Origin of the sequence: Brucella cytisi (assembly GCF_038433355.1) — a bacterium.
In the GTDB taxonomy this organism is placed as follows: Bacteria; Pseudomonadota; Alphaproteobacteria; order Rhizobiales; family Rhizobiaceae; genus Brucella; species Brucella cytisi.
On sequence record NZ_JBCAUP010000013.1, the window covers coordinates 128,882 to 147,673 of the forward strand.

Here is an 18,792-nt window from a genome sequence, read left to right on the forward strand (position 1 = left end):
GCCCCGCCTCCACCTCGGAATATCACCAGGCAGGCGCCACCGATCCCTTGAACGTCGTGGCGATAAATTCCTTCACTTCATCGCTGTGGTAGGATGAGATCAGGGTTTTCACCCAGTCGGCATCCTTATCGGCGGTGCGAACGACGAGAATATTGACGTAAGGCGCTTTCTCGCCTTCCCGCACCAGCGGATCGGTTGCCGGGTTCAAGCCAGCTTCCATGGCATAGTTGGTGTTGATGACGGCCGCATCGACGTCTTCCATCGAACGCGGAAGCTGTGCCGCATCGAGTTCAACGAATTTGAGGCTCTTCGGGTTTTCAACGATATCGAGGGCACTGACCTTCAGCCCCTTGGCCGGGTCGATTTTGATGATTTCGTTTTCAGCAAGAACCAGCAAAGCGCGACCACCATTGGTTGGATCATTGGGGATCGCAATTGTCGCGCCGTCGGCCAACTCCGAAATATTCTTCAGCTTCTTTGAATACAGCCCCATCGGAAAGTTGACCGTCTCGGCAACGCTAACAATGTCGAAGCCGCGATCGGCAACCTGATTATCGAGATAAGGCTTATGCTGGAAAGAGTTGGCTTCCAGTGCGCCATCCGCAAGCGCCATGTTCGGGATGACATAATCCGAGAATTCCTGAATATTGATTTCAAGACCGTTCTTCTCGGCGACTTGCTTCACCTTTTCCATGATTTGAGCGTGCGGCCCCGACGTTACTCCGATCCGGACGGTCTTTGCAAAGGCGCTGCCAGCGGTAAACACAGCGAGAATGGTCGCGGCGACAAGTAGCTTACGCATGATATCTCCTTCGAATGTGCTCCAGCCAGGCTTGGGAGGCGATTCAGCCGGGGGTGCAGAACTTTATCCCTTTTCAGCCCTATACGGTCCAATAGGCAACAAAAAAGCGGCCATGGCCGCTTTCTTTTCATGTCCAACTAAAAGGAGCGCTCGTTACTGGCTCTTGCGGCGCAGGCGAACGATAATATCCACGTTCACGATTTCCATGCCATGCGGCGCATCCGGCATGTTGGCAACCGTAGGTTGACCTCTTTCGCCGTGTGGAATATCGAACACGACATTTTCCCCTTCGAGGAAGAAATGCTGGTGATCCGAGATATTCGTATCGAAATAGGTCTTCGAGCCCTCAACCGCGATGATACGCAGCATACCGGCTTCCGTGAACTGGTGCAGCGTGTTGTAAACCGTCGCCAGAGACACCGGCACGTCGGCCATCACGGCCTCTTCGTGCAGGTCTTCTGCAGACAGATGGCGATCGCCCTGGGCGAAGATCAGGCTCGCAAGCGCAACGCGCTGCCGCGTCGGACGCAGGCCCGCGCGGCGGAGCTGCTCTTCCATCGAGACCGTCGAGTGGGTATGTGAAGACTGCATATTCACCGTTGGTTCCGTCACAAGCTTGTTGCAAAATCATCAATCGTCAAACGGGCTGTTGCCCATTGCATACTGACATTGATATATGCCGTTGCGAAATAAGTATCAATAGGCTTGGGAATTGGCCGGTTTTTCGGATAAACCCCCAAATAACTCAATGCATGATTTTACTGCCGGAAACAGTCTGTGGTAGGGATGTTCCGGTGAAACCTACAACCGGGCCGGATTGCCGGTCGATACAGAATGAACCTCAAGGGAGGCGTAATGGCAGAACAGAAATCAAGCTATGGGTATGAAGAACTCCTGGCCTGCGCACGCGGCGAGATGTTCGGCCCCGGCAATGCTCAGCTTCCCCTGCCTCCGATGCTGATGGTCCATCGCATCACCGATATTTCCGAAACCGGTGGTGAGTTCGACAAGGGCTATATCCGCGCCGAGTATGATGTGCGCCCCGATGACTGGTATTTCCCGTGTCATTTCATGGGCAATCCGATCATGCCGGGCTGCCTCGGTCTTGATGGCATGTGGCAGCTGACCGGTTTCTTCCTCGGCTGGCTTGGCGAGCCGGGTCGCGGCATGGCTCTCTCCACCGGTGAAGTGAAGTTCAAGGGCATGGTGCGTCCGCATACCAAGCTTCTCGAATATGGCATCGATTTCAAGCGCGTCATGCGTGGCCGCCTTGTGCTCGGCACGGCTGACGGCTGGCTGAAAGCCGATGGCGAAACCATCTACCGGGCGTCTGACCTGCGCGTCGGCCTGTCGAAGGACAGCGAGGGCCAGTAAGGCGCCTCAATCACCATCATCCACGAGCGCGACTGCAAAAATGTGAACAGTTTTCATGCGGCCGCGCTCAAAACATGCGAAGATCGCACCTATGTAACCGCGAACAGGCGGCAGTCCGCATGATGGACACGTCGCTCACGGATCAGGTGTAAAGGAGAACGCGATGCGGCGTGTGGTCGTAACGGGTATGGGGATCGTATCCTCGATTGGTAACAACACCGAAGAGGTCACGGCTTCGCTGCGTGAAGCAAAGTCCGGCATCTCCCGCGCTGAGGAATATGCCGACCTCGGCTTCCGTTGTCAGGTGCACGGCGCTCCGAATATCGACGTCGAAGCACTGGTCGATCGTCGCGCGATGCGCTTCCATGGCCGTGGCACGGCCTGGAACCATATTGCGATGGATCAGGCCATTGCGGATGCGGGGCTTTCCGAAGAGGAAGTCTCCAACGACCGCACCGGTATCATCATGGGTTCCGGCGGTCCATCGACCCGCACCATCGTCGATTCTGCCGACATCACCCGCGAAAAAGGCCCAAAGCGCGTCGGCCCGTTTGCCGTGCCAAAAGCCATGAGCTCGACGGCTTCCGCGACGCTTGCGACCTTCTTCAAGATCAAGGGCATCAACTATTCGATTTCTTCGGCCTGCGCGACTTCCAACCATTGCATCGGCAATGCGTTCGAAATGATCCAGTATGGCAAGCAGGACCGCATGTTCGCAGGCGGCTGCGAAGACCTCGACTGGACGCTTTCGGTCCTGTTCGACGCCATGGGCGCCATGTCGAGCAAATATAACGACACGCCATCCACTGCATCGCGTGCCTATGACAAGAACCGCGACGGCTTCGTCATTGCTGGCGGTGCTGGCGTGCTGGTGCTGGAAGACCTCGAAACCGCACTGGCCCGCGGCGCCAAGATTTACGGCGAAATCGTCGGCTATGGCGCGACGTCCGACGGTTACGACATGGTCGCCCCGTCCGGCGAAGGCGCGATCCGCTGCATGAAGATGGCCCTTTCGACCGTCAAGGGCAAAATCGACTATATCAATCCACACGCCACCTCGACGCCAGCTGGCGACGCCCCGGAAATCGATGCGATCCGTCAGGTCTTCGGCTCAGGCGACGCCTGCCCACCGATTGCTGCGACCAAGTCGCTGACCGGCCACTCGCTCGGTGCAACCGGTGTGCAGGAAGCGATCTACTCGCTTCTGATGATGCACAACAATTTCATTTGCGAAAGCGCACATATCGAAGAACTGGACCCTGCCTTCGCGGACATGCCTATCGTTCGCAAGCGCATTGACAACGCTCAGCTCAATACCGTGCTCTCCAACTCCTTCGGATTTGGCGGCACCAATGCGACGCTGGTTTTCCAGCGCTATCAGGGCTGAGGGAGAGGGAAAATATGGAAGGTTTGATGAAAGGCAAACGCGGCCTCATCATGGGGGTCGCGAATAATCACTCACTCGCTTGGGGAATTTCAAAGCAACTCGCAGCACAGGGCGCCGAACTGGCCTTCACCTATCAAGGTGATGCACTCGGCAAGCGCGTAAAGCCGCTGGCCGAACAGGTCGGCTCTGATTTCGTACTGCCTTGCGATGTTGAAGATATCGAATCGGTCGATGCGGTTTTTGCCGAAGTCGAAAAGAAGTGGGGCAAGCTCGATTTCATCGTTCACGCCATCGGCTTCTCCGACAAGACCGAACTGAAGGGTCGCTACGCAGACGTCACCACGCGCGAAAATTTCAGCCGTACAATGGTGATTTCCGCCTACTCCTTCACGGAAATGGCACAGCGCGCTGAAAAACTCATGAAGGACGGCGGCTCGATCCTGACGCTGACCTATGGCGGTTCCACGCGCACCATCCCGAACTATAACGTCATGGGCGTTGCCAAAGCCGCGCTTGAAGCCATGGTGCGTTATCTTGCTGCCGATTACGGTCCGCAGGGCATCCGCGTCAACGCCATTTCGGCCGGTCCGGTGCGTACGCTTGCCGGTGCCGGTATTGGCGACGCACGCGCAATCTTCAGCTATCAGCGCCGTAACTCGCCGCTGCGCCGTACCGTCGACATCGATGATGTCGGCAAATCGGCAGTTTATCTTCTGTCTGATCTCTCGAGCGGTGTCACCGGTGAAGTCCATTATGTGGATTCCGGCTACAACATCGTCTCCATGCCGACGCTTGAAGAGCTGAAAAGCTCTGACGCGGAGCGCGGTGAATAAGCCAAGCCATCTTGTAAAAAGGCCGCCTTCCGGGGGCCTTTTCATTTATTTCTTCGCATCGAAGATTTTGAAACCGTTCGCCTCTTCGAGAAGAGTCACATTCTTGAACAGTCCTTTGAGCGTCGTCTCATAAGGCAATTGCCGGTTTGCGACCATAAGCAGACGCCCGCCCGGCTTCAGGCGTGATGCGGCAGCGGCAATGAACGCCTGACCAAGCGAAACATCCGTCACCCGCCCCTCATGGAACGGTGGGTTCATAATCACGGTGTCGTAGATGCCTGCCATCTTTTCACTCGTCACATCGAACCAGTTGAAGCTGATCGGCACTGATGCACCAAGCCGCTCCAGATTGCCGCGCGCCGCTTCCAGCGCCTCATAATCGGCTTCATAGAGATCGATAGACTTGATGCGATCCGCAAACTTCAAGCATTGCGCCGCAAGATAGCCCCAACCGGCGCCAAGATCGGCGACGTTACCAAAAACAATCTTTTCCATATGCGGCACGAGCAGCGCCGAACCCTTATCGATAACACCGTGCGAGAACATGCCGGGTTCTGTGCGGAACACATCGTCAATATCGGTCGCAAGCGGCTTCAGAGCCGCGATGAATTCATCGGTGAGGTCGGCTGGTCGTCTGAGCCAGAACGCCACGGCATGGTTCTTCGACATGCGGTCGCTGATCTCGGCGATATTGTTGGCCCATTTTCGAAAACTGTCAATGCCGAGCTTCTTGTCGCCTGACACGGCAATCCACCCACCCGGCTCAACACGCGCCAGAAGCTCCGCAAACCACGCCTCATTGCGCCCGCGATGTTTTCCGAGCAGCAGTAGCCCGCCGGAAAAACGCTTCTCCTCGCCCAATCTGGGAACTGTCTTGAAGCCCTCCTTTTCCAGCACCAGCCAATCGGGGCGCCAGGGCTGGAGGAAGGTGAGCGCTTGTTTCCATTCGTCCTCAAGACGCCGATCCGCAGAAAGACCACACGCAAGAAAGGATTGCCCCGCTTCGGGCATATCCAGAATGTCCTGATCGAAGGGGAGAAAGAGAGTTTGTTGTGCCGGTGTAATCATGGCTCATCCATGGTCTTGAATTGATTCCCATGCGACAAAAAAGCGCGCCACAAGAGCGCGCTTTCGATTGATTTACAGTAGCAGAAACGCTTATTCAGCGTCGGCTTCTGCCTTCTTTTCAGCAACAACTTCCTTGCCGGTTTCCTGATCGACGACCTTCATCGACAGGCGAACCTTGCCGCGTTCGTCGAAGCCCATGAGCTTGACCCAGACCTTCTGGCCTTCCTTGACCACATCGGTGGTCTTGGCAACACGGTCGGCAGCCAGCTGCGAGATGTGAACCAGGCCGTCGCGCGGGCCGAAGAAGTTCACGAAAGCGCCGAAGTCGGCGGTCTTGACGACCGTGCCTTCGTAGATTTCGCCGACTTCCGGCTCGGCAACAATCGAGTGAATCCACTTCTTGGCAGCTTCGATTTCCTTGCCGTTCGACGAAGCGATCTTCACCGTGCCGTCGTCTTCGATGTTGATCTTGGCGCCGGTCTTTTCCACGATTTCGCGGATGACCTTGCCGCCAGAACCGATAACATCACGGATCTTGTCGGTCGGGATGTTCATCACTTCGATGCGCGGAGCGAATTCGCCGAGTTCTTCACGCGACGTGGACAGAGCCTTCGCCATTTCGCCGAGGATGTGAACACGACCGCCCTTGGCCTGTTCCAGAGCGACCTTCATGATCTCTTCGGTGATACCGTCAATCTTGATGTCCATCTGAAGCGCGGTGATGCCGTTGTCAGTACCGGCTACCTTGAAGTCCATGTCGCCAAGGTGATCTTCGTCGCCGAGGATGTCGGACAGAACGGCGAAGCGTTCGCCTTCCTTGATCAGGCCCATGGCGATACCGGCAACCGGACGTGCAAGCGGAACACCTGCATCCATCAGAGCAAGCGAGGTGCCGCAAACGGTCGCCATCGAGGAGGAACCGTTGGATTCGGTGATCTCGGAAACCGAACGGATCGTGTAAGGGAACTGGTCGGCAGCAGGCAGCATCGGATGGATAGCGCGCCATGCGAGCTTGCCATGACCAACTTCACGACGGCCCGGCGAACCCATACGACCGGTTTCACCGACCGAATATGGCGGGAAGTTGTAATGCAGCATGAAGGATTCTTTGTACGTGCCGGTCAGGGCATCGATCATCTGCTCGTCTTCGCCGGTGCCCAGCGTGGCAACAACGATCGCCTGTGTTTCGCCGCGGGTGAACAACGCCGAACCGTGGGTGCGCGGCAGAAGGCCAACTTCCGAAACGATTGCACGAACGGTCTTCAGATCACGGCCATCAATGCGACTGCCGGTGTCGAGAATGTTCCAGCGAACGATCTTGGCCTGCAGATGCTTGAAGACGGTCGCAAATTTTTCAGCCGAGAATTCCGGCTCTTCCACGCCTTCCGGGAAGAAGTGAGCCTTCGCCTTGGCCTTTGCAGCGTCGACAGCAACGTAACGAGCCTGCTTTTCGGTGATCTTGTATGCATCGCGCAGGTCGTTTTCGACAACGGCAAGCATCTTGGCTTCGAGGTCCGAAAGATCTTCCGGCTGGAAGTCGCGCGGTTCCTTGGCAGCAACTTCAGCAAGCTTGATGATCGCGTCGATCACCGGCTGGAAGCCCTTCTGGCCGAAAACGACGGCGCCCAGCATGACTTCTTCAGAAAGCTCCTGCGCTTCCGATTCAACCATCAGCACAGCATCGGCGGTACCGGCAACAACCAGATCGAGCTTCGATTCCGGCATTTCGTCGATATTCGGGTTCAGGACGTATTCGCCGTTGATGTAACCAACGCGCGCACCGCCGATCGGCCCCATGAAAGGAACGCCGGAAATGGTCAGCGCTGCGGAAGCTGCAACCATCGACAGAACGTCGGGGTTGTTTTCGAGGTCGTGCTGAACAACAGTCAGGACAACCTGCGTGTCGTTCTTGTAGCCATCGACGAAAAGCGGGCGGATCGGACGGTCGATCAGGCGCGAGACGAGCGTTTCGTTTTCGCTCGGACGGCCTTCACGCTTGAAGTAACCACCAGGGATCTTGCCGGCGGCATAGGTCTTTTCCTGATAGTTGACAGTGAGCGGGAAGAAATCCTGGCCCGGCTTCGGCTCCTTGGCAGAAACGACAGTCGCCAAAACAACGGTTTCGCCATAGGTTGCGAGAACTGCACCGTCAGCCTGACGTGCGATCTTGCCGGTTTCGAGCGTAAGCGGACGACCGCCCCATTCGATTTCTACTTTATGGGTATTGAACATATCTTGTCCTCATGTGGTGATGCCGCGCAAAAGCGCCTGAAGGCATCGCCTCGGTTGGCGGACGGGCCACGGGCAAGACAACGGGAAGTTCGTTATGTGTCAGAACATTCGCTCCCGAATATCCTCTGACACGAACTGCCTGCAATCCTGCCCCATGACTGGTCCAGGTCATGAGCCTTTTGGCTCTTCATCGGCATGACGGAATGCACCCGGTGCGTCGTTTCATGCCAGCGGGCATTCGCCCGATAGAGCGGATGCGCTCACATATGTTCGCGCTTCCGCTCTATCTGTTTGTTTTTACGCATGTCTTTGTCCCAAAACCGGTTCCCACTTTTGGGAGACATGCTCAAGTGTCGCATTTTATCTGTAAGCGGCTATCCGCACGACAAAATGCCGAATAAATCAAATGGGCGACGTTTTGAGACGTCGCCCGATTTTACCGTTAGCGGCGCAGGCCGAGACGGCCGATCAGCGCCTGGTAACGTGCCTGATCGATGCCCTTGACGTAGTCAAGAAGGCGACGACGCTGCGAAACCAGCTTCAGGAGGCCGCGACGCGAATGATTGTCATTCTTGTGGCCCTTGAAGTGTTCGGTGAGGTTGGCGATACGCTCGGAAAGAACGGCAACCTGTACTTCTGGAGAACCGGTGTCGCCTTCCTTGGTGGCGTATTCCTTGATAAGTGCTTGCTTGCGCTCAGCAGTAATCGACATCGTAACACCCTTTCTAGATGAGAGGAAAACCAGACGCCCGGGCCGGGATGTCGTCCAGCGCGGGCCATTTACACGATCTGACATGCTTTTACGCACGATCGATGAAGGGGCATATAGTGCAAAATTGGCGGGAACGCCAGTCTCAATTCAATTTGCCGCCTTATCGCGATCTTCTGACGAAACGTCAGCCCGTTGTGAAAACGCGTTTCGGTTTGAACTGCCCGTGCTCGATGTAACCGATGGCGAGCAGTTTTCCGTGTGTCGTGACACACGCTTCGTCTGCTTCCAGAGGCGCATCGCGTCCGCGCAGGATCACCGGATTGCCAAGACGCACGCGTTGCGCCTGATCGTCGGTAAGCGGCACCTGCGGCAGACAATCGAGAGCAGCTCCCGTATCGATAACCAATGCATCAATCGCCGAAAAGTCGCGACGCGGAGCGGGTTCGACGACATTGCCATCCTCATCCTTGGGCGGAAGCGGCGGCCAAGCCTGTTCAAGTTCTGCCAGTGTTACAGCGTCTTCTTCCGTGAACGGCGCAACTTCTATCCGGCGCAGCTCTGAAATGTGTCCGTAGCAACCTAGATCCCGGCCCATATCGCGTGCGAGAGAGCGCACATAGGTGCCCTTGGAGCATTCGACCTCGAACTCGGTGCGATCAGCATCCGGAATACCAACGATCTCCAGACGGTCAATCTCGACTTCACGGGAAGGTATCTCGACCGTCTCGCCTTCGCGAGCAAGATCGTAAGCGCGCTCGCCATCAATCTTGATGGCGGAAAACTGCGGTGGAACCTGCGAAATGACACCGGTGTAGTTCGGCAGCAATGCCTCGACATCGGCGCGCGACGGGCGCTTTTCGGAGTTCTTGGTGGCAACACCTTCCAGATCGTCCGTTGAGCGTTCCTCGCCCCAGCTTACCGTGAAACGGTAGATCTTGGTTCCATCCATGACATAAGGCACGGTTTTGGTCGCCTCACCCAACGCTATGGGCAACATGCCGGAAGCAAGCGGGTCAAGCGTACCGGCATGACCGGCTTTTTCAGCGTTGAACAGCCACTTGATCTTCGAGACCGCCTCGGTCGATCCCATCCCTTTCGGCTTATCGAAAATAACCCAGCCGGATATCGGACGACCTTTTTTCTTGCCCCGTCTTGCCATGCTTTATTCGTCTCCATTGCGGGAAGCCTTGTCTGCCTCCCGGTCTTCTTCATCGTCATGCCCAAGATCGCGGGCGACTTCCGGCGAGCGGAGCAGCGCATCGATCTTGGAAAAATTGTCAAAGCTCGTATCGGCCCGGAAGCGGAATTCCGGCATATATTTCATCTGGCTGAGGCTTGGCGCTATGCGACCACGAATGAACTTTGCGTTTGCAGCCAGCGCCTTGATAACCGCTTGCGTGTCGGCGTTACCAAGCGGAGTGATGAAACAGGTCGCAATCTTAAGATCGGGCGACATACGCACTTCCGAGACGGAAATCACGGTATGGGTGATAAGGTCGTCGCGAATTTCACCGCGCTGAAGCACCTGCGCCAATGCGTGACGCACCTGCTCGCCGACGCGAAGCTGGCGCTGGGAAAGGCCACCTGAGCCTTTTGGATCTGGAGAACGTGCCATAGCTAAATCCTCGATAAACAGCCGCCAATCGGCATCCAGCCGCGAAGGACTGTCCGACAACATGACTACAAATTGGCAGGCGTAATAATACGCAACTTACCACAATCCAGCTGGGAGTCAGACCCTCTGGACCGGATAATGAAAAGCCGGGCCACCTCTCGGCAGCCCGGCGGGATAGTACCTAAAGCGTGCGCGAAACGTGTTCGACGCGGAAGGCTTCGATAACGTCGCCTGCGCGAATGTCGTCGTAGTTCTCGAACGCCATACCGCATTCCTGACCGGCCGGAACTTCCGACACTTCGTCCTTGAAACGCTTGAGCGTCTTGAGCTTGCCTTCGTGGATAACCACGTTGTCGCGGATGAGGCGGACGCCTGCACCACGCTCGACCTTGCCTTCGGTGACACGGCAACCGGCAACCTTACCGACCTTGGTGATGTTGAAGACTTCGAGAATCTCGGCATTGCCGAGGAAGGTTTCGCGGCGTTCCGGCGACAGGAGACCCGACATCGCTGCCTTAACGTCATCGATCAAATCATAGATGATGTTGTAGTAGCGGATTTCGATGCCCTGCTGATCAGCTGCGTCACGTGCCTGCTTGTTGGCGCGGACGTTGAAGCCGATGATGGCAGCGTTGGAGGCTTCGGCCAGCGACACGTCGCTTTCCGTGATACCACCGGCGCCCGAATGCACGATACGTGCACGCACTTCGTCGGTGCCGAGCTTGTCCAGTGCATTGGTGATAGCCTCGATAGAACCCTGCACGTCGCCCTTGATGACGAGTGGGAATTCCTTCGTGCCCGACACCTGGAGCTGGTTCATCATCTGCTCGAGCGAACCACGCGCACCGGACTGGCGAGCAACGGCCTTGTCGCGGGCCAGACGCTGACGGTACTCGGCAATTTCGCGCGCCTTGGCTTCGTTGGCAACCACGGCAAAGCGGTCACCGGCCTGCGGCGTGCCCTGAAGGCCGAGGACTTCCACCGGCATCGCAGGACCGGCTTCCTTCACATGCTCGCCACGGTCGTTGACCAGTGCGCGCACGCGGCCCCATTCGCTACCGGCGACGAGGATGTCACCCGGATGCAGCGTACCCGTCTGAACCAGAACGGTTGCAACCGAACCACGGCCACGATCGAGCTGGGCTTCGACGACAACGCCTTCAGCCGTACGCGACGGATCAGCCTTGAGATCAAGAATTTCAGCCTGCAACAGAATTGCTTCAAGCAGTTTGTCGAGGTTGAGCTTGTTCTTGGCCGACACTTCGACGTCGAGAACTTCACCGCCCATCGATTCCACAAAGACGTCATGCTGCAACAGAGCAGTACGAACCTTCTGCGGATCGGCAGCCGGCTTGTCGATCTTGTTGATCGCCACGATGATCGGAACACCTGCCGCCTTGGCATGGTTGATCGATTCAATCGTCTGCGGCATCACGCTGTCATCGGCAGCCACCACGAGGATGGCAATGTCGGTCGCCTGCGCACCACGGGCACGCATTGCAGTAAAGGCAGCGTGGCCCGGCGTATCGATGAAGGTGATCTTCTGGCCGTTCTGCTCGACCTGATAAGCACCGATATGCTGGGTGATGCCACCGGCTTCGCCCGAAACAACATTGGCGTGACGGATCGCATCAAGCAGCGAGGTCTTGCCGTGATCGACGTGACCCATAATGGTCACGACCGGAGGACGGGAAACCAGCGCAGCCTCGTTGTCGGCAACACCGAAGATGCCTTCTTCAACGTCCGATTCCGCAACGCGCTTGACGGTATGGCCGAATTCTTCAGCAATAAGCTGCGCCATATCGGCATCGATCACGTCGCCCGGCTTCATCATCTGGCCCTGCTTCATCAGGTACTTGATGATATCGACCGAACGTTCGGTCATGCGCTGTGCAAGTTCCTGAAGCGTAATGGTTTCAGGAATGGTCACTTCACGCGAAATCTTTTCGCGTGTTTCCTGCATCTGCGAACGCTTGAACTTTTCCTGACGACGACGCATCGCCGAAAGCGAACGCGAACGACCTTCATCCTCAAGATTGCTGGAGATGGTCAGCTTGCCACGACGGCGATCATCTTCGGTCTTGACTACTTTTGGCGCGCGAACTTCCGGCTTGGCCGGAGCACCGCGACGGGCAGCAGTCAGGCCACCGCCACGACGGTCGTCATCGTCAGATGCAACAGTCTTGCGAAGCTGGCTCTGCGGAAGCGGCTTGCCCGGGATCGGGGCAGCATCGGCAAGGCTTGGCGCAGCCGAGCGCGGGCCACCCTGCTGCGGACGGCCACCTTGCGGCGGACGATTGCCCTGAGGACGACCGGCCTGCTGCGGGCGATTGCCCTGCGGTGCCGGGCGCGCATCGTCGCGACGCTCGGTACGGGCTTCGGGCTGCGGCATACGCTTGGCAGCCTCTTCCTCGGCCTTGCGGCGGGCATCGGCCTCGGCCTTGAGGCGAGCTTCCTCTTCCGCCTGACGACGGGCAGATTCTTCACGCTCCTTGGCGCGGCGGGCATCTTCCTCGGCGCGACGCTTGGCTTCCTCGACAGCGCGTGCGCGTTCTTCAACTTCACGGACCTGCGCTTCTTCGAGCGCACGGCGACGTGCATCCATTTCGGAGCGCGACAGCGTGTTCAACACCATGCCGGAGCGGTCGGACGGGCGCGGACGCTGTGCCTGTTGGCCGCCGGGACGCTGCTGTGTCGGGCGCTGCTGTGCGACATGCGGCTTCGTTACCGGAGCAGCAGGGGCTGCTGGCTTCGGTGCCGGGGCGGCTGGTGCTGGCGCGCGCACTACCGGCGCGGCTTGTGCAGGCTGCGCGGCTTGTGCCGGTGCAGGAGTAGATGCCGCAGGCGCGGGAGCAGCAGGTGCCGGAGCTGCTGGCTTCGGCGCCGCTGCCTCGACTTCCGGCTTCTCGTCAGGCCGCGAGAATTTGCGCTTTTTCGTTTCAACGACGACAGCCTTCGTGCGGCCGTGGCTGAAATTCTGGCGCACGGTGCTCTGCTCGACGCCCGGCCGCTTCATGGTCAGCGTCTTCTTCGTATTAACGCTCAGCGTCTTGTCGTCGTTCGTTTTATCGCTCATTACGTTTCCGTTTCCTTCGCGGCTCCGGCCGCTCTACTCGAGCTTTATCCAACGTGACCGGGTCATGTTGGATAAAACTCCAGTCATCCGCCTCAACGCGCAATCCGATCCGGGGTCTGCCAGGCCCCTCCAAAATTGCGCTCTAATCCGGGTCCGATGCGCTTTCACCGCGATAGCGATGCAACATAAGCGCCCGCTTTACGAACCCGGCCGCCGCCTTTCCTTCAAGTACGGCTGCATGTATCACATTTCCGCCCCCAAATGCCAAATCCATTTCTTCCCCCGTAAAAAGAGTGAAAGAAGGGATTTCTGGACCATCCAGATGCACCACGGCACGGCGAGCCTGATCGAGCTTGCGTACGCCGTCGGCGGCGGCTTCCTTTGCGTGCAACACCATGGCGGCTGTCCCGGTGCGGATCGCCTGATCCACCTTGGTCGAGCCAGATACCACAGCCCCGGCCTTGCGAGCCAGCGCGAGGCTGCCAAGGGCAGATTTCGTCAGCAACTGGTCCACCAGCGCGCCAAGATCCGCCTGCGGCGTTACACCTTCCTTCAGCGCCCGCGCAAAAAGCTTGCGCTTGACCGCTTCATCCACCAGACGGCGCTCGGCCTTGACCCAGCACCCCCTGCCCGGCAGAGTTCTTTTCAAGTCCGGCACCACGGAACCGTCGGGACCGGCCACGAAACGGATCAGATCATCGGCAGAACCGCTTTCGCGCGTGACGATACAGGTTCTGTCATTCATATCCTGCTCCACGCGAACTCCAGTCTTGCCATATTGCGGTCTGCCCGCACGTCGGACGTAACGCGGGCGCTGTACCAGAGCATAAGCCCCACCACAACCCGGAACATGTCCGAAACCTGAACTGGCCAATCAATTCGAATGAATGACGACCATTTTTTCAGGGATGAATTGCAAGAGCCGCATAGCTTACGCCTGAATTACACCAGACGTAAGAAGCCATGCGGCTCTTTTTATTCCGGCCGCTTCTTAGGAAGCAGCTTCCTCTTCACCGACTTCGGCTTCTTCTTCCTGAGCCGATGCCAGTTCTTCTTCCGTGATCCATCCTGCCTTCAAACGCGCAGTCAGGACCATCTGTTCCGCATCGACGCGCGAAACATCGAAGGAAGAGAAGATACCGCTATGAGCGACGGTTTCACCGTCCTTGCGTTCACGCCAGCCCACCAGATCATCGACGGCATAGCCGGCAAAGTCTTCCATCGTCTTGACGCCGTCTTCACCGACGGCCACGAGCATTGCCGTGGTGATACCCGGCAGTTCGCGCAGTTCGTCTTCGACGCCCAGTTCCTTGCGGCGATCATCCTGTTCGCTCTCGATGCGATCCAGATATTCGCGGGCACGTTCCTGGATTTCGCCAGCCGTATCCTCATCGAAACCATCGATGGAAGCGATTTCGCCCGGCTCAACATAGGCCAGTTCTTCAACAGATGCGAAACCTTCGGAGGCCAGAACCTGACCAACCATCTCGTCAACGTTGAGGGCATCCATGAAGAGCGTCGAACGCTCGGTGAATTCCTTCTGGCGACGTTCGGATTCTTCGTCTTCCGTCAGGATGTCAATGTCCCAGCCGGTGAGCTGGGAAGCAAGGCGCACGTTCTGACCGCGACGACCGATTGCAAGTGATAGTTGGTCATTCGGAACGACAACTTCAATACGTTCAGCATCTTCATCGAGAACAACCTTGGCAACTTCAGCTGGCTGAAGCGCGTTGACGATGAAGGAAGCAGCGTCCGGCGACCACGGAATGATGTCGATCTTTTCACCCTGCAGTTCGCCCACAACGGCCTGAACGCGGGAGCCACGCATACCGACGCAGGCGCCGACCGGATCGATGGACGCATCACGCGACACGACGGCAATCTTGGCGCGGGAACCCGGATCGCGGGCAACCGACTTGATTTCGATGATGCCGTCATAGATTTCTGGCACTTCCATGGTGAAGAGCTTTGCCATGAAGGACGGATGGGTACGCGACAGGAAAATCTGCGGACCACGCTGTTCGCGGCGCACATCGTAGACATAGGCGCGGATGCGGTCACCATAACGGAAAGCTTCACGCGGGATCAGTTCATCGCGGCGCACGATGGCTTCGCCACGACCGAGATCGACAATCACATTGCCATATTCGACGCGCTTGACGGTGCCGTTGACGATCTCACCAACGCGATCCTTGTATTCGTCATACTGGCGGTCACGCTCGGCTTCACGCACTTTCTGCACGATGACCTGCTTTGCCGACTGGGCAGCAATACGGCCGAAATCCATCGGCGGCAGCTGATCGGCGATGAAGTCGCCGACTTGTGCGTCCGGGTTGCGATCGCGCGCGGTGAAGAGCGAAATCTGCGTCGCGTAATCCTCGACATGCTCGACGACTTCGAGCAGGCGCTGCAGCTTGATCTCGCCGGACTTCGCATTGATGTCCGCGCGGATGTTGCTTTCCTGGCCGTAACGCGAACGCGCCGCCTTCTGGATCGCATCGGCCATGGCCGCAAGAACGATCTCGCGGTCGATCGACTTCTCGCGTGCGACCGCATCGGCGATCTGCAGAAGCTCCAGCCTGTTAGCACTGACTGCCATTGGACTCTCCTTGGTGTCGCACCCGGCTCCTCTAGATGCCGGACGCCAGAAACTTATTCTTTATCTTCAGCTTCGCCCGATGCGGTTTCATCGGACTGCTCGCCCGCTTCTTCGCTACCGAGGTCGTCACCGGGAATGCGGCCTTCGCGCAGAGCCTTGTCCTTGCGCAACGCATCGCGGATCAGGTCATCGGTCAGCACGAGGCGTGCATCAGAAATCAGATCGAATGGAATGCGGACGACAGGTTCGCTGCCGTAGGAAATCTGGTCGCTTTCGATCACGACCGATTCCGCATCCCCCAGGACGATGCGACCACGGAATTTCTTGCGGCCTTCGTGCACGACGGAGGTTTCCACCTTTGCGATGTGACCGGCCCAATCGGCAAAGTCCGACTTGCGAACCAACGGGCGGTCGATACCGGGAGACGAAATCTCCAGATGGTATTTTCCACTGATGGGATCTTCCACGTCGAGAACCGGGGCAACCGTACGGCTGACCAGTTCGCAGTCATCGACCGTCATCGTGCCATCGGGACGTTCGGCCATGATCTGCAAGGTCTGGCCATTGAGCCCCGAAAGGCGCACGCGTACCAACCGAAAGCCCAGCGTATTGATGACGGGCTCGATGATGGAAGCCACTTTCGCATCAATACCCGTCTCGCGAATGATGCGTTCATCCGCGCCTGCTGCGAGCGTTTCTGCTTCGTTTGCCTGAACCTGTTCCGTCAACCTAAAAACCTTTCAAAAGGCCGGAAAGCCCCTTCAAGTTAGCCGTAAGTAACAAAAAAGAGCGGGACCGGGTGGACCCACTCTTGTTCAAACGACCAAGAATTTGAGACTTATATACCAGCGGAAGCGGATTTTTTCAAGACCGCTTCTGCTGTTCGATTCATTCCGTTCGCTGCTGGTAGCTTCAACGACGGATGAAGGTCAGATAGGCTGCACGGCGTCCTTCGCGAAAAGCCTTTGCCTCATAGCGCGTGCCAGGCCAGCCTTCATAGGCGTCGTTCCAGTCGGACGGGCCTTCTGCCTGCCAGTCGAATGCAGGATGACGGCGACAATGCTGGAGAGTCCAGTTGACATAATGTTCAATGTCGGACGCAAACCGGAATTTCGCGCCGGGTTTCAGGACACGGGCGAAGCGGTCGAGATTGGCATCGCTGACGAAACGGCGCTTCCAGTGGCGACGCTTGTGCCATGGATCGGGATAGAAGAGATCGATACCCGACAAGGAGGCATCGGGCAGCCAGTCCAGAACCGCCGTCGCATCCTCGTCGTAGAGACGCAGGTTCGGCCGCGGTTCCCCGTCCAATGCCGCAAGCATCTTGGCCATGCCGTTGACGAAAGGCTCGACGCCAATGAAACCCGTTTGCGGATAACGGCCTGTTTCATGGTGCAGGTGCTCACCGCCGCCAAAACCGACTTCCAGACGCACTGCATCGACCTTCGCTTCAAAGAGCGTGCGCAGATCCTGTGGCGCTGGGCTTTCGACGTTGATCTTGAGGCGCGGCAGAAGATCCTCGAACAGGTTCTTCTGGTGGCTTCGCAAAGGCTTGCCGTGGCGACGGCCGAAGAAATTTCCGGCACCGCGCAGAGGATGAGATTCTTCGGTCATATTTTATCCGTCGGCATCATATCGGTGTTCTATTTATTCGTTTTGACGCGCATCTAGCGCGAAAACCGTTTCACACTTTTCGGGATGCGCTCCAATAGCAGAAGAGCGCGATCCAAGACCGCGCTCCTCGAAAATCGTCGGGACACATAACGCCAAGCGGCTTGCGATGCAACTTTCCGCCAAGAAAGTTACGCCACCGCGGCCTTCAGAGCCTTGGTCAGGTCCGTCTTCTCCCAGGAGAAAGAACCGTCACGACCCGGCTTGCGGCCGAAATGACCGTAAGACGAGGTCTTGGCATAGATCGGCTTGTTGAGGTCGAGATGCTTGCGGATGCCGGTCGGCGACAGGTCCATGACCTCGCGAAGCGCTTCCTCAACCGCAGATTCGGCTACCTTGCCCGTGCCATGCAGATCGACATAGACCGAAAGCGGCTGTGCCACACCGATGGCATAGGAAAGCTGGATCGTGCAGCGGTCGGCAAGACCGGCAGCAACGACGTTCTTGGCGAGATAGCGCGCGGCATAAGCGGCGGAGCGATCCACCTTGGTCGTATCCTTGCCCGAAAATGCGCCGCCGCCATGCGGAGCGGCGCCGCCATAGGTATCCACGATGATCTTGCGGCCAGTCAGACCAGCATCGCCGTCCGGTCCGCCGATGACGAACTTGCCGGTCGGATTGATGTACCAGTTGCAAGTGGCTGCGATCGGAAGCTCGCCGAGCGCATCACGGATATAGGGTTCGACAACCGAACGAACCTTTTTCGAATCCCAGCTTGCATCCAGATGCTGCGTGGACAGAACGATCTGCGTGACCTCAGCGGCCTTGCCGTTCTCATATCGCACTGTGACCTGGCTCTTGGCGTCGGGGCCGAGTTTGCCTGCGTCGCCTTCACCCTTGTGACGAGCTTCGGAGAGCTTTTCGAGAATCTTGTGCGAATAATAGATCGGGGCCGGCATGAGGTCGGGGGTTTCGCGGCAAGCATAACCGAACATGATGCCCTGATCGCCTGCACCTTCTTCGCCCTGACGATCGGCGGCGTTGTCCACGCCTTGCGCGATATCGGCGGACTGCGGATGCAGAAGCACGTCGATCTTCACCGACTTCCAGTTGAAACCGTTCTGCTCGTAACCGATTTCCCGGATTGCCTTGCGGGCTGCCGAGCGGAAACGCGAAGGATTGATCAGCGGATGCCCTGCAGCATCATGGGCGACAGTGCCGTCCTTATTCTTCTTCAGGAACGTATCCGGCACGCGCACTTCGCCGGCAATGACCACACGATTGGTGGTGGCAAGCGTTTCGCAGGCAACACGGACAGACCAGGGATCAACGCCGGTGCGACGCGCTTCCTTATAGATCATGTCCACGATTTCATCGGAGATGCGGTCGCAAACCTTGTCCGGATGTCCTTCGGACACAGATTCGCTAGTGAAGAGATAAGAACTGCGCGACACGGGTAACCCCTCTTGAAAATCCAACGGAG

At 57.6% G+C, this 18,792-nt stretch carries 16 protein-coding genes; 3 read left to right on the forward strand and 13 right to left on the reverse strand.

What is annotated here, in order from left to right; genetic code table 11:
* Positions 1-22: 22 nt before the first annotated feature.
* Positions 23-802 (reverse strand): MetQ/NlpA family ABC transporter substrate-binding protein, encoded by a 780-nt coding sequence (locus tag AAE521_RS14480; protein ID WP_342061670.1) that lies wholly within the window; start codon positions 800-802, stop codon positions 23-25.
* 153 nt (positions 803-955) lie between these two features.
* Positions 956-1,393 (reverse strand): iron response transcriptional regulator IrrA, encoded by a 438-nt coding sequence (gene irrA, locus AAE521_RS14485; protein ID WP_012090985.1) that lies wholly within the window; start codon positions 1,391-1,393, stop codon positions 956-958.
* Between the two features lie 264 nt (positions 1,394-1,657).
* Here irrA and fabA point away from each other — a divergent pair, with 264 nt between their 5' ends.
* The 3 genes from fabA (at position 1,658) to fabI (ending at position 4,396) form a co-directional block, all read left to right on the forward strand.
* Entirely contained in the window at positions 1,658-2,176 is a 519-nt protein-coding gene (gene fabA / locus AAE521_RS14490; protein WP_010657784.1) for a 3-hydroxyacyl-[acyl-carrier-protein] dehydratase FabA, read from the forward strand.
* Positions 2,177-2,339: 163 nt separating this feature from the next.
* Positions 2,340-3,563 (forward strand): beta-ketoacyl-ACP synthase I, encoded by a 1,224-nt coding sequence (gene fabB / locus AAE521_RS14495; RefSeq protein WP_342061671.1) that lies wholly within the window; start codon positions 2,340-2,342, stop codon positions 3,561-3,563.
* 14 nt (positions 3,564-3,577) lie between these two features.
* The gene (fabI, locus tag AAE521_RS14500; protein ID WP_010657782.1) at positions 3,578-4,396 is read left to right on the forward strand and encodes an enoyl-ACP reductase FabI; all 819 of its coding nucleotides are present in this window, start codon (positions 3,578-3,580) and stop codon (positions 4,394-4,396) included.
* Between the two features lie 45 nt (positions 4,397-4,441).
* Here the strand turns inward: fabI and AAE521_RS14505 are convergent, their stop codons facing one another.
* From AAE521_RS14505 to metK, 11 genes are all read right to left on the reverse strand, one after another.
* Entirely contained in the window at positions 4,442-5,464 is a 1,023-nt protein-coding gene (locus tag AAE521_RS14505) for a class I SAM-dependent methyltransferase (RefSeq protein WP_342061672.1), read from the reverse strand.
* 90 nt (positions 5,465-5,554) lie between these two features.
* The gene (gene pnp, locus AAE521_RS14510) at positions 5,555-7,696 is read right to left on the reverse strand and encodes a polyribonucleotide nucleotidyltransferase (protein ID WP_342061673.1); all 2,142 of its coding nucleotides are present in this window, start codon (positions 7,694-7,696) and stop codon (positions 5,555-5,557) included.
* A 442-nt stretch (positions 7,697-8,138) separates the two neighbouring features.
* Positions 8,139-8,408 (reverse strand): 30S ribosomal protein S15, encoded by a 270-nt coding sequence (gene rpsO / locus AAE521_RS14515; RefSeq protein WP_010657779.1) that lies wholly within the window; start codon positions 8,406-8,408, stop codon positions 8,139-8,141.
* A gap of 184 nt (positions 8,409-8,592) precedes the next feature.
* The gene (gene truB, locus AAE521_RS14520) at positions 8,593-9,567 is read right to left on the reverse strand and encodes a tRNA pseudouridine(55) synthase TruB (protein ID WP_342061674.1); all 975 of its coding nucleotides are present in this window, start codon (positions 9,565-9,567) and stop codon (positions 8,593-8,595) included.
* A gap of 3 nt (positions 9,568-9,570) precedes the next feature.
* Complete coding sequence (rbfA, locus tag AAE521_RS14525; protein ID WP_342061675.1) at positions 9,571-10,023, reverse strand: 30S ribosome-binding factor RbfA; 453 nt, start codon at positions 10,021-10,023, stop codon at positions 9,571-9,573.
* A 181-nt stretch (positions 10,024-10,204) separates the two neighbouring features.
* Complete coding sequence (gene infB / locus AAE521_RS14530) at positions 10,205-13,099, reverse strand: translation initiation factor IF-2 (protein WP_342061676.1); 2,895 nt, start codon at positions 13,097-13,099, stop codon at positions 10,205-10,207.
* A gap of 142 nt (positions 13,100-13,241) precedes the next feature.
* Complete coding sequence (locus tag AAE521_RS14535) at positions 13,242-13,856, reverse strand: RNA-binding protein (RefSeq protein ID WP_226622371.1); 615 nt, start codon at positions 13,854-13,856, stop codon at positions 13,242-13,244.
* Positions 13,857-14,090: 234 nt separating this feature from the next.
* Positions 14,091-15,698 (reverse strand): transcription termination factor NusA, encoded by a 1,608-nt coding sequence (gene nusA, locus AAE521_RS14540; RefSeq protein ID WP_012090993.1) that lies wholly within the window; start codon positions 15,696-15,698, stop codon positions 14,091-14,093.
* A 53-nt stretch (positions 15,699-15,751) separates the two neighbouring features.
* Positions 15,752-16,426, reverse strand: coding sequence for a ribosome maturation factor RimP (gene rimP / locus AAE521_RS14545; protein WP_012090994.1), 675 nt, complete (start codon positions 16,424-16,426; stop codon positions 15,752-15,754).
* Between the two features lie 184 nt (positions 16,427-16,610).
* Complete coding sequence (gene trmB / locus AAE521_RS14550) at positions 16,611-17,312, reverse strand: tRNA (guanine(46)-N(7))-methyltransferase TrmB (protein ID WP_342061677.1); 702 nt, start codon at positions 17,310-17,312, stop codon at positions 16,611-16,613.
* Between the two features lie 188 nt (positions 17,313-17,500).
* On the reverse strand, positions 17,501-18,763 hold the full coding sequence (gene metK / locus AAE521_RS14555; RefSeq protein ID WP_342061678.1) for a methionine adenosyltransferase: 1,263 nt from the start codon (positions 18,761-18,763) through the stop codon (positions 17,501-17,503).
* Positions 18,764-18,792: the final 29 nt, after the last annotated feature.

Bases quoted from the DNA above. Each gene is read 5' to 3' on its own strand.
- AAE521_RS14480 (WP_342061670.1), bottom strand. From the start codon at position 802: ATGCGTAAGCTACTTGTCGCCGCGACCATTCTCGCTGTGTTTACCGCT.
- irrA (WP_012090985.1), bottom strand. From the start codon at position 1,393: ATGCAGTCTTCACATACCCACTCGACGGTCTCGATGGAAGAGCAGCTC.
- fabA (WP_010657784.1), top strand. From the start codon at position 1,658: ATGGCAGAACAGAAATCAAGCTATGGGTATGAAGAACTCCTGGCCTGC.
- fabB (WP_342061671.1), top strand. From the start codon at position 2,340: ATGCGGCGTGTGGTCGTAACGGGTATGGGGATCGTATCCTCGATTGGT.
- fabI (WP_010657782.1), top strand. From the start codon at position 3,578: ATGGAAGGTTTGATGAAAGGCAAACGCGGCCTCATCATGGGGGTCGCG.
- AAE521_RS14505 (WP_342061672.1), bottom strand. From the start codon at position 5,464: ATGATTACACCGGCACAACAAACTCTCTTTCTCCCCTTCGATCAGGAC.
- pnp (WP_342061673.1), bottom strand. From the start codon at position 7,696: ATGTTCAATACCCATAAAGTAGAAATCGAATGGGGCGGTCGTCCGCTT.
- rpsO (WP_010657779.1), bottom strand. From the start codon at position 8,408: ATGTCGATTACTGCTGAGCGCAAGCAAGCACTTATCAAGGAATACGCC.
- truB (WP_342061674.1), bottom strand. From the start codon at position 9,567: ATGGCAAGACGGGGCAAGAAAAAAGGTCGTCCGATATCCGGCTGGGTT.
- rbfA (WP_342061675.1), bottom strand. From the start codon at position 10,023: ATGGCACGTTCTCCAGATCCAAAAGGCTCAGGTGGCCTTTCCCAGCGC.
- infB (WP_342061676.1), bottom strand. From the start codon at position 13,099: ATGAGCGATAAAACGAACGACGACAAGACGCTGAGCGTTAATACGAAG.
- nusA (WP_012090993.1), bottom strand. From the start codon at position 15,698: ATGGCAGTCAGTGCTAACAGGCTGGAGCTTCTGCAGATCGCCGATGCG.
- trmB (WP_342061677.1), bottom strand. From the start codon at position 17,312: ATGACCGAAGAATCTCATCCTCTGCGCGGTGCCGGAAATTTCTTCGGC.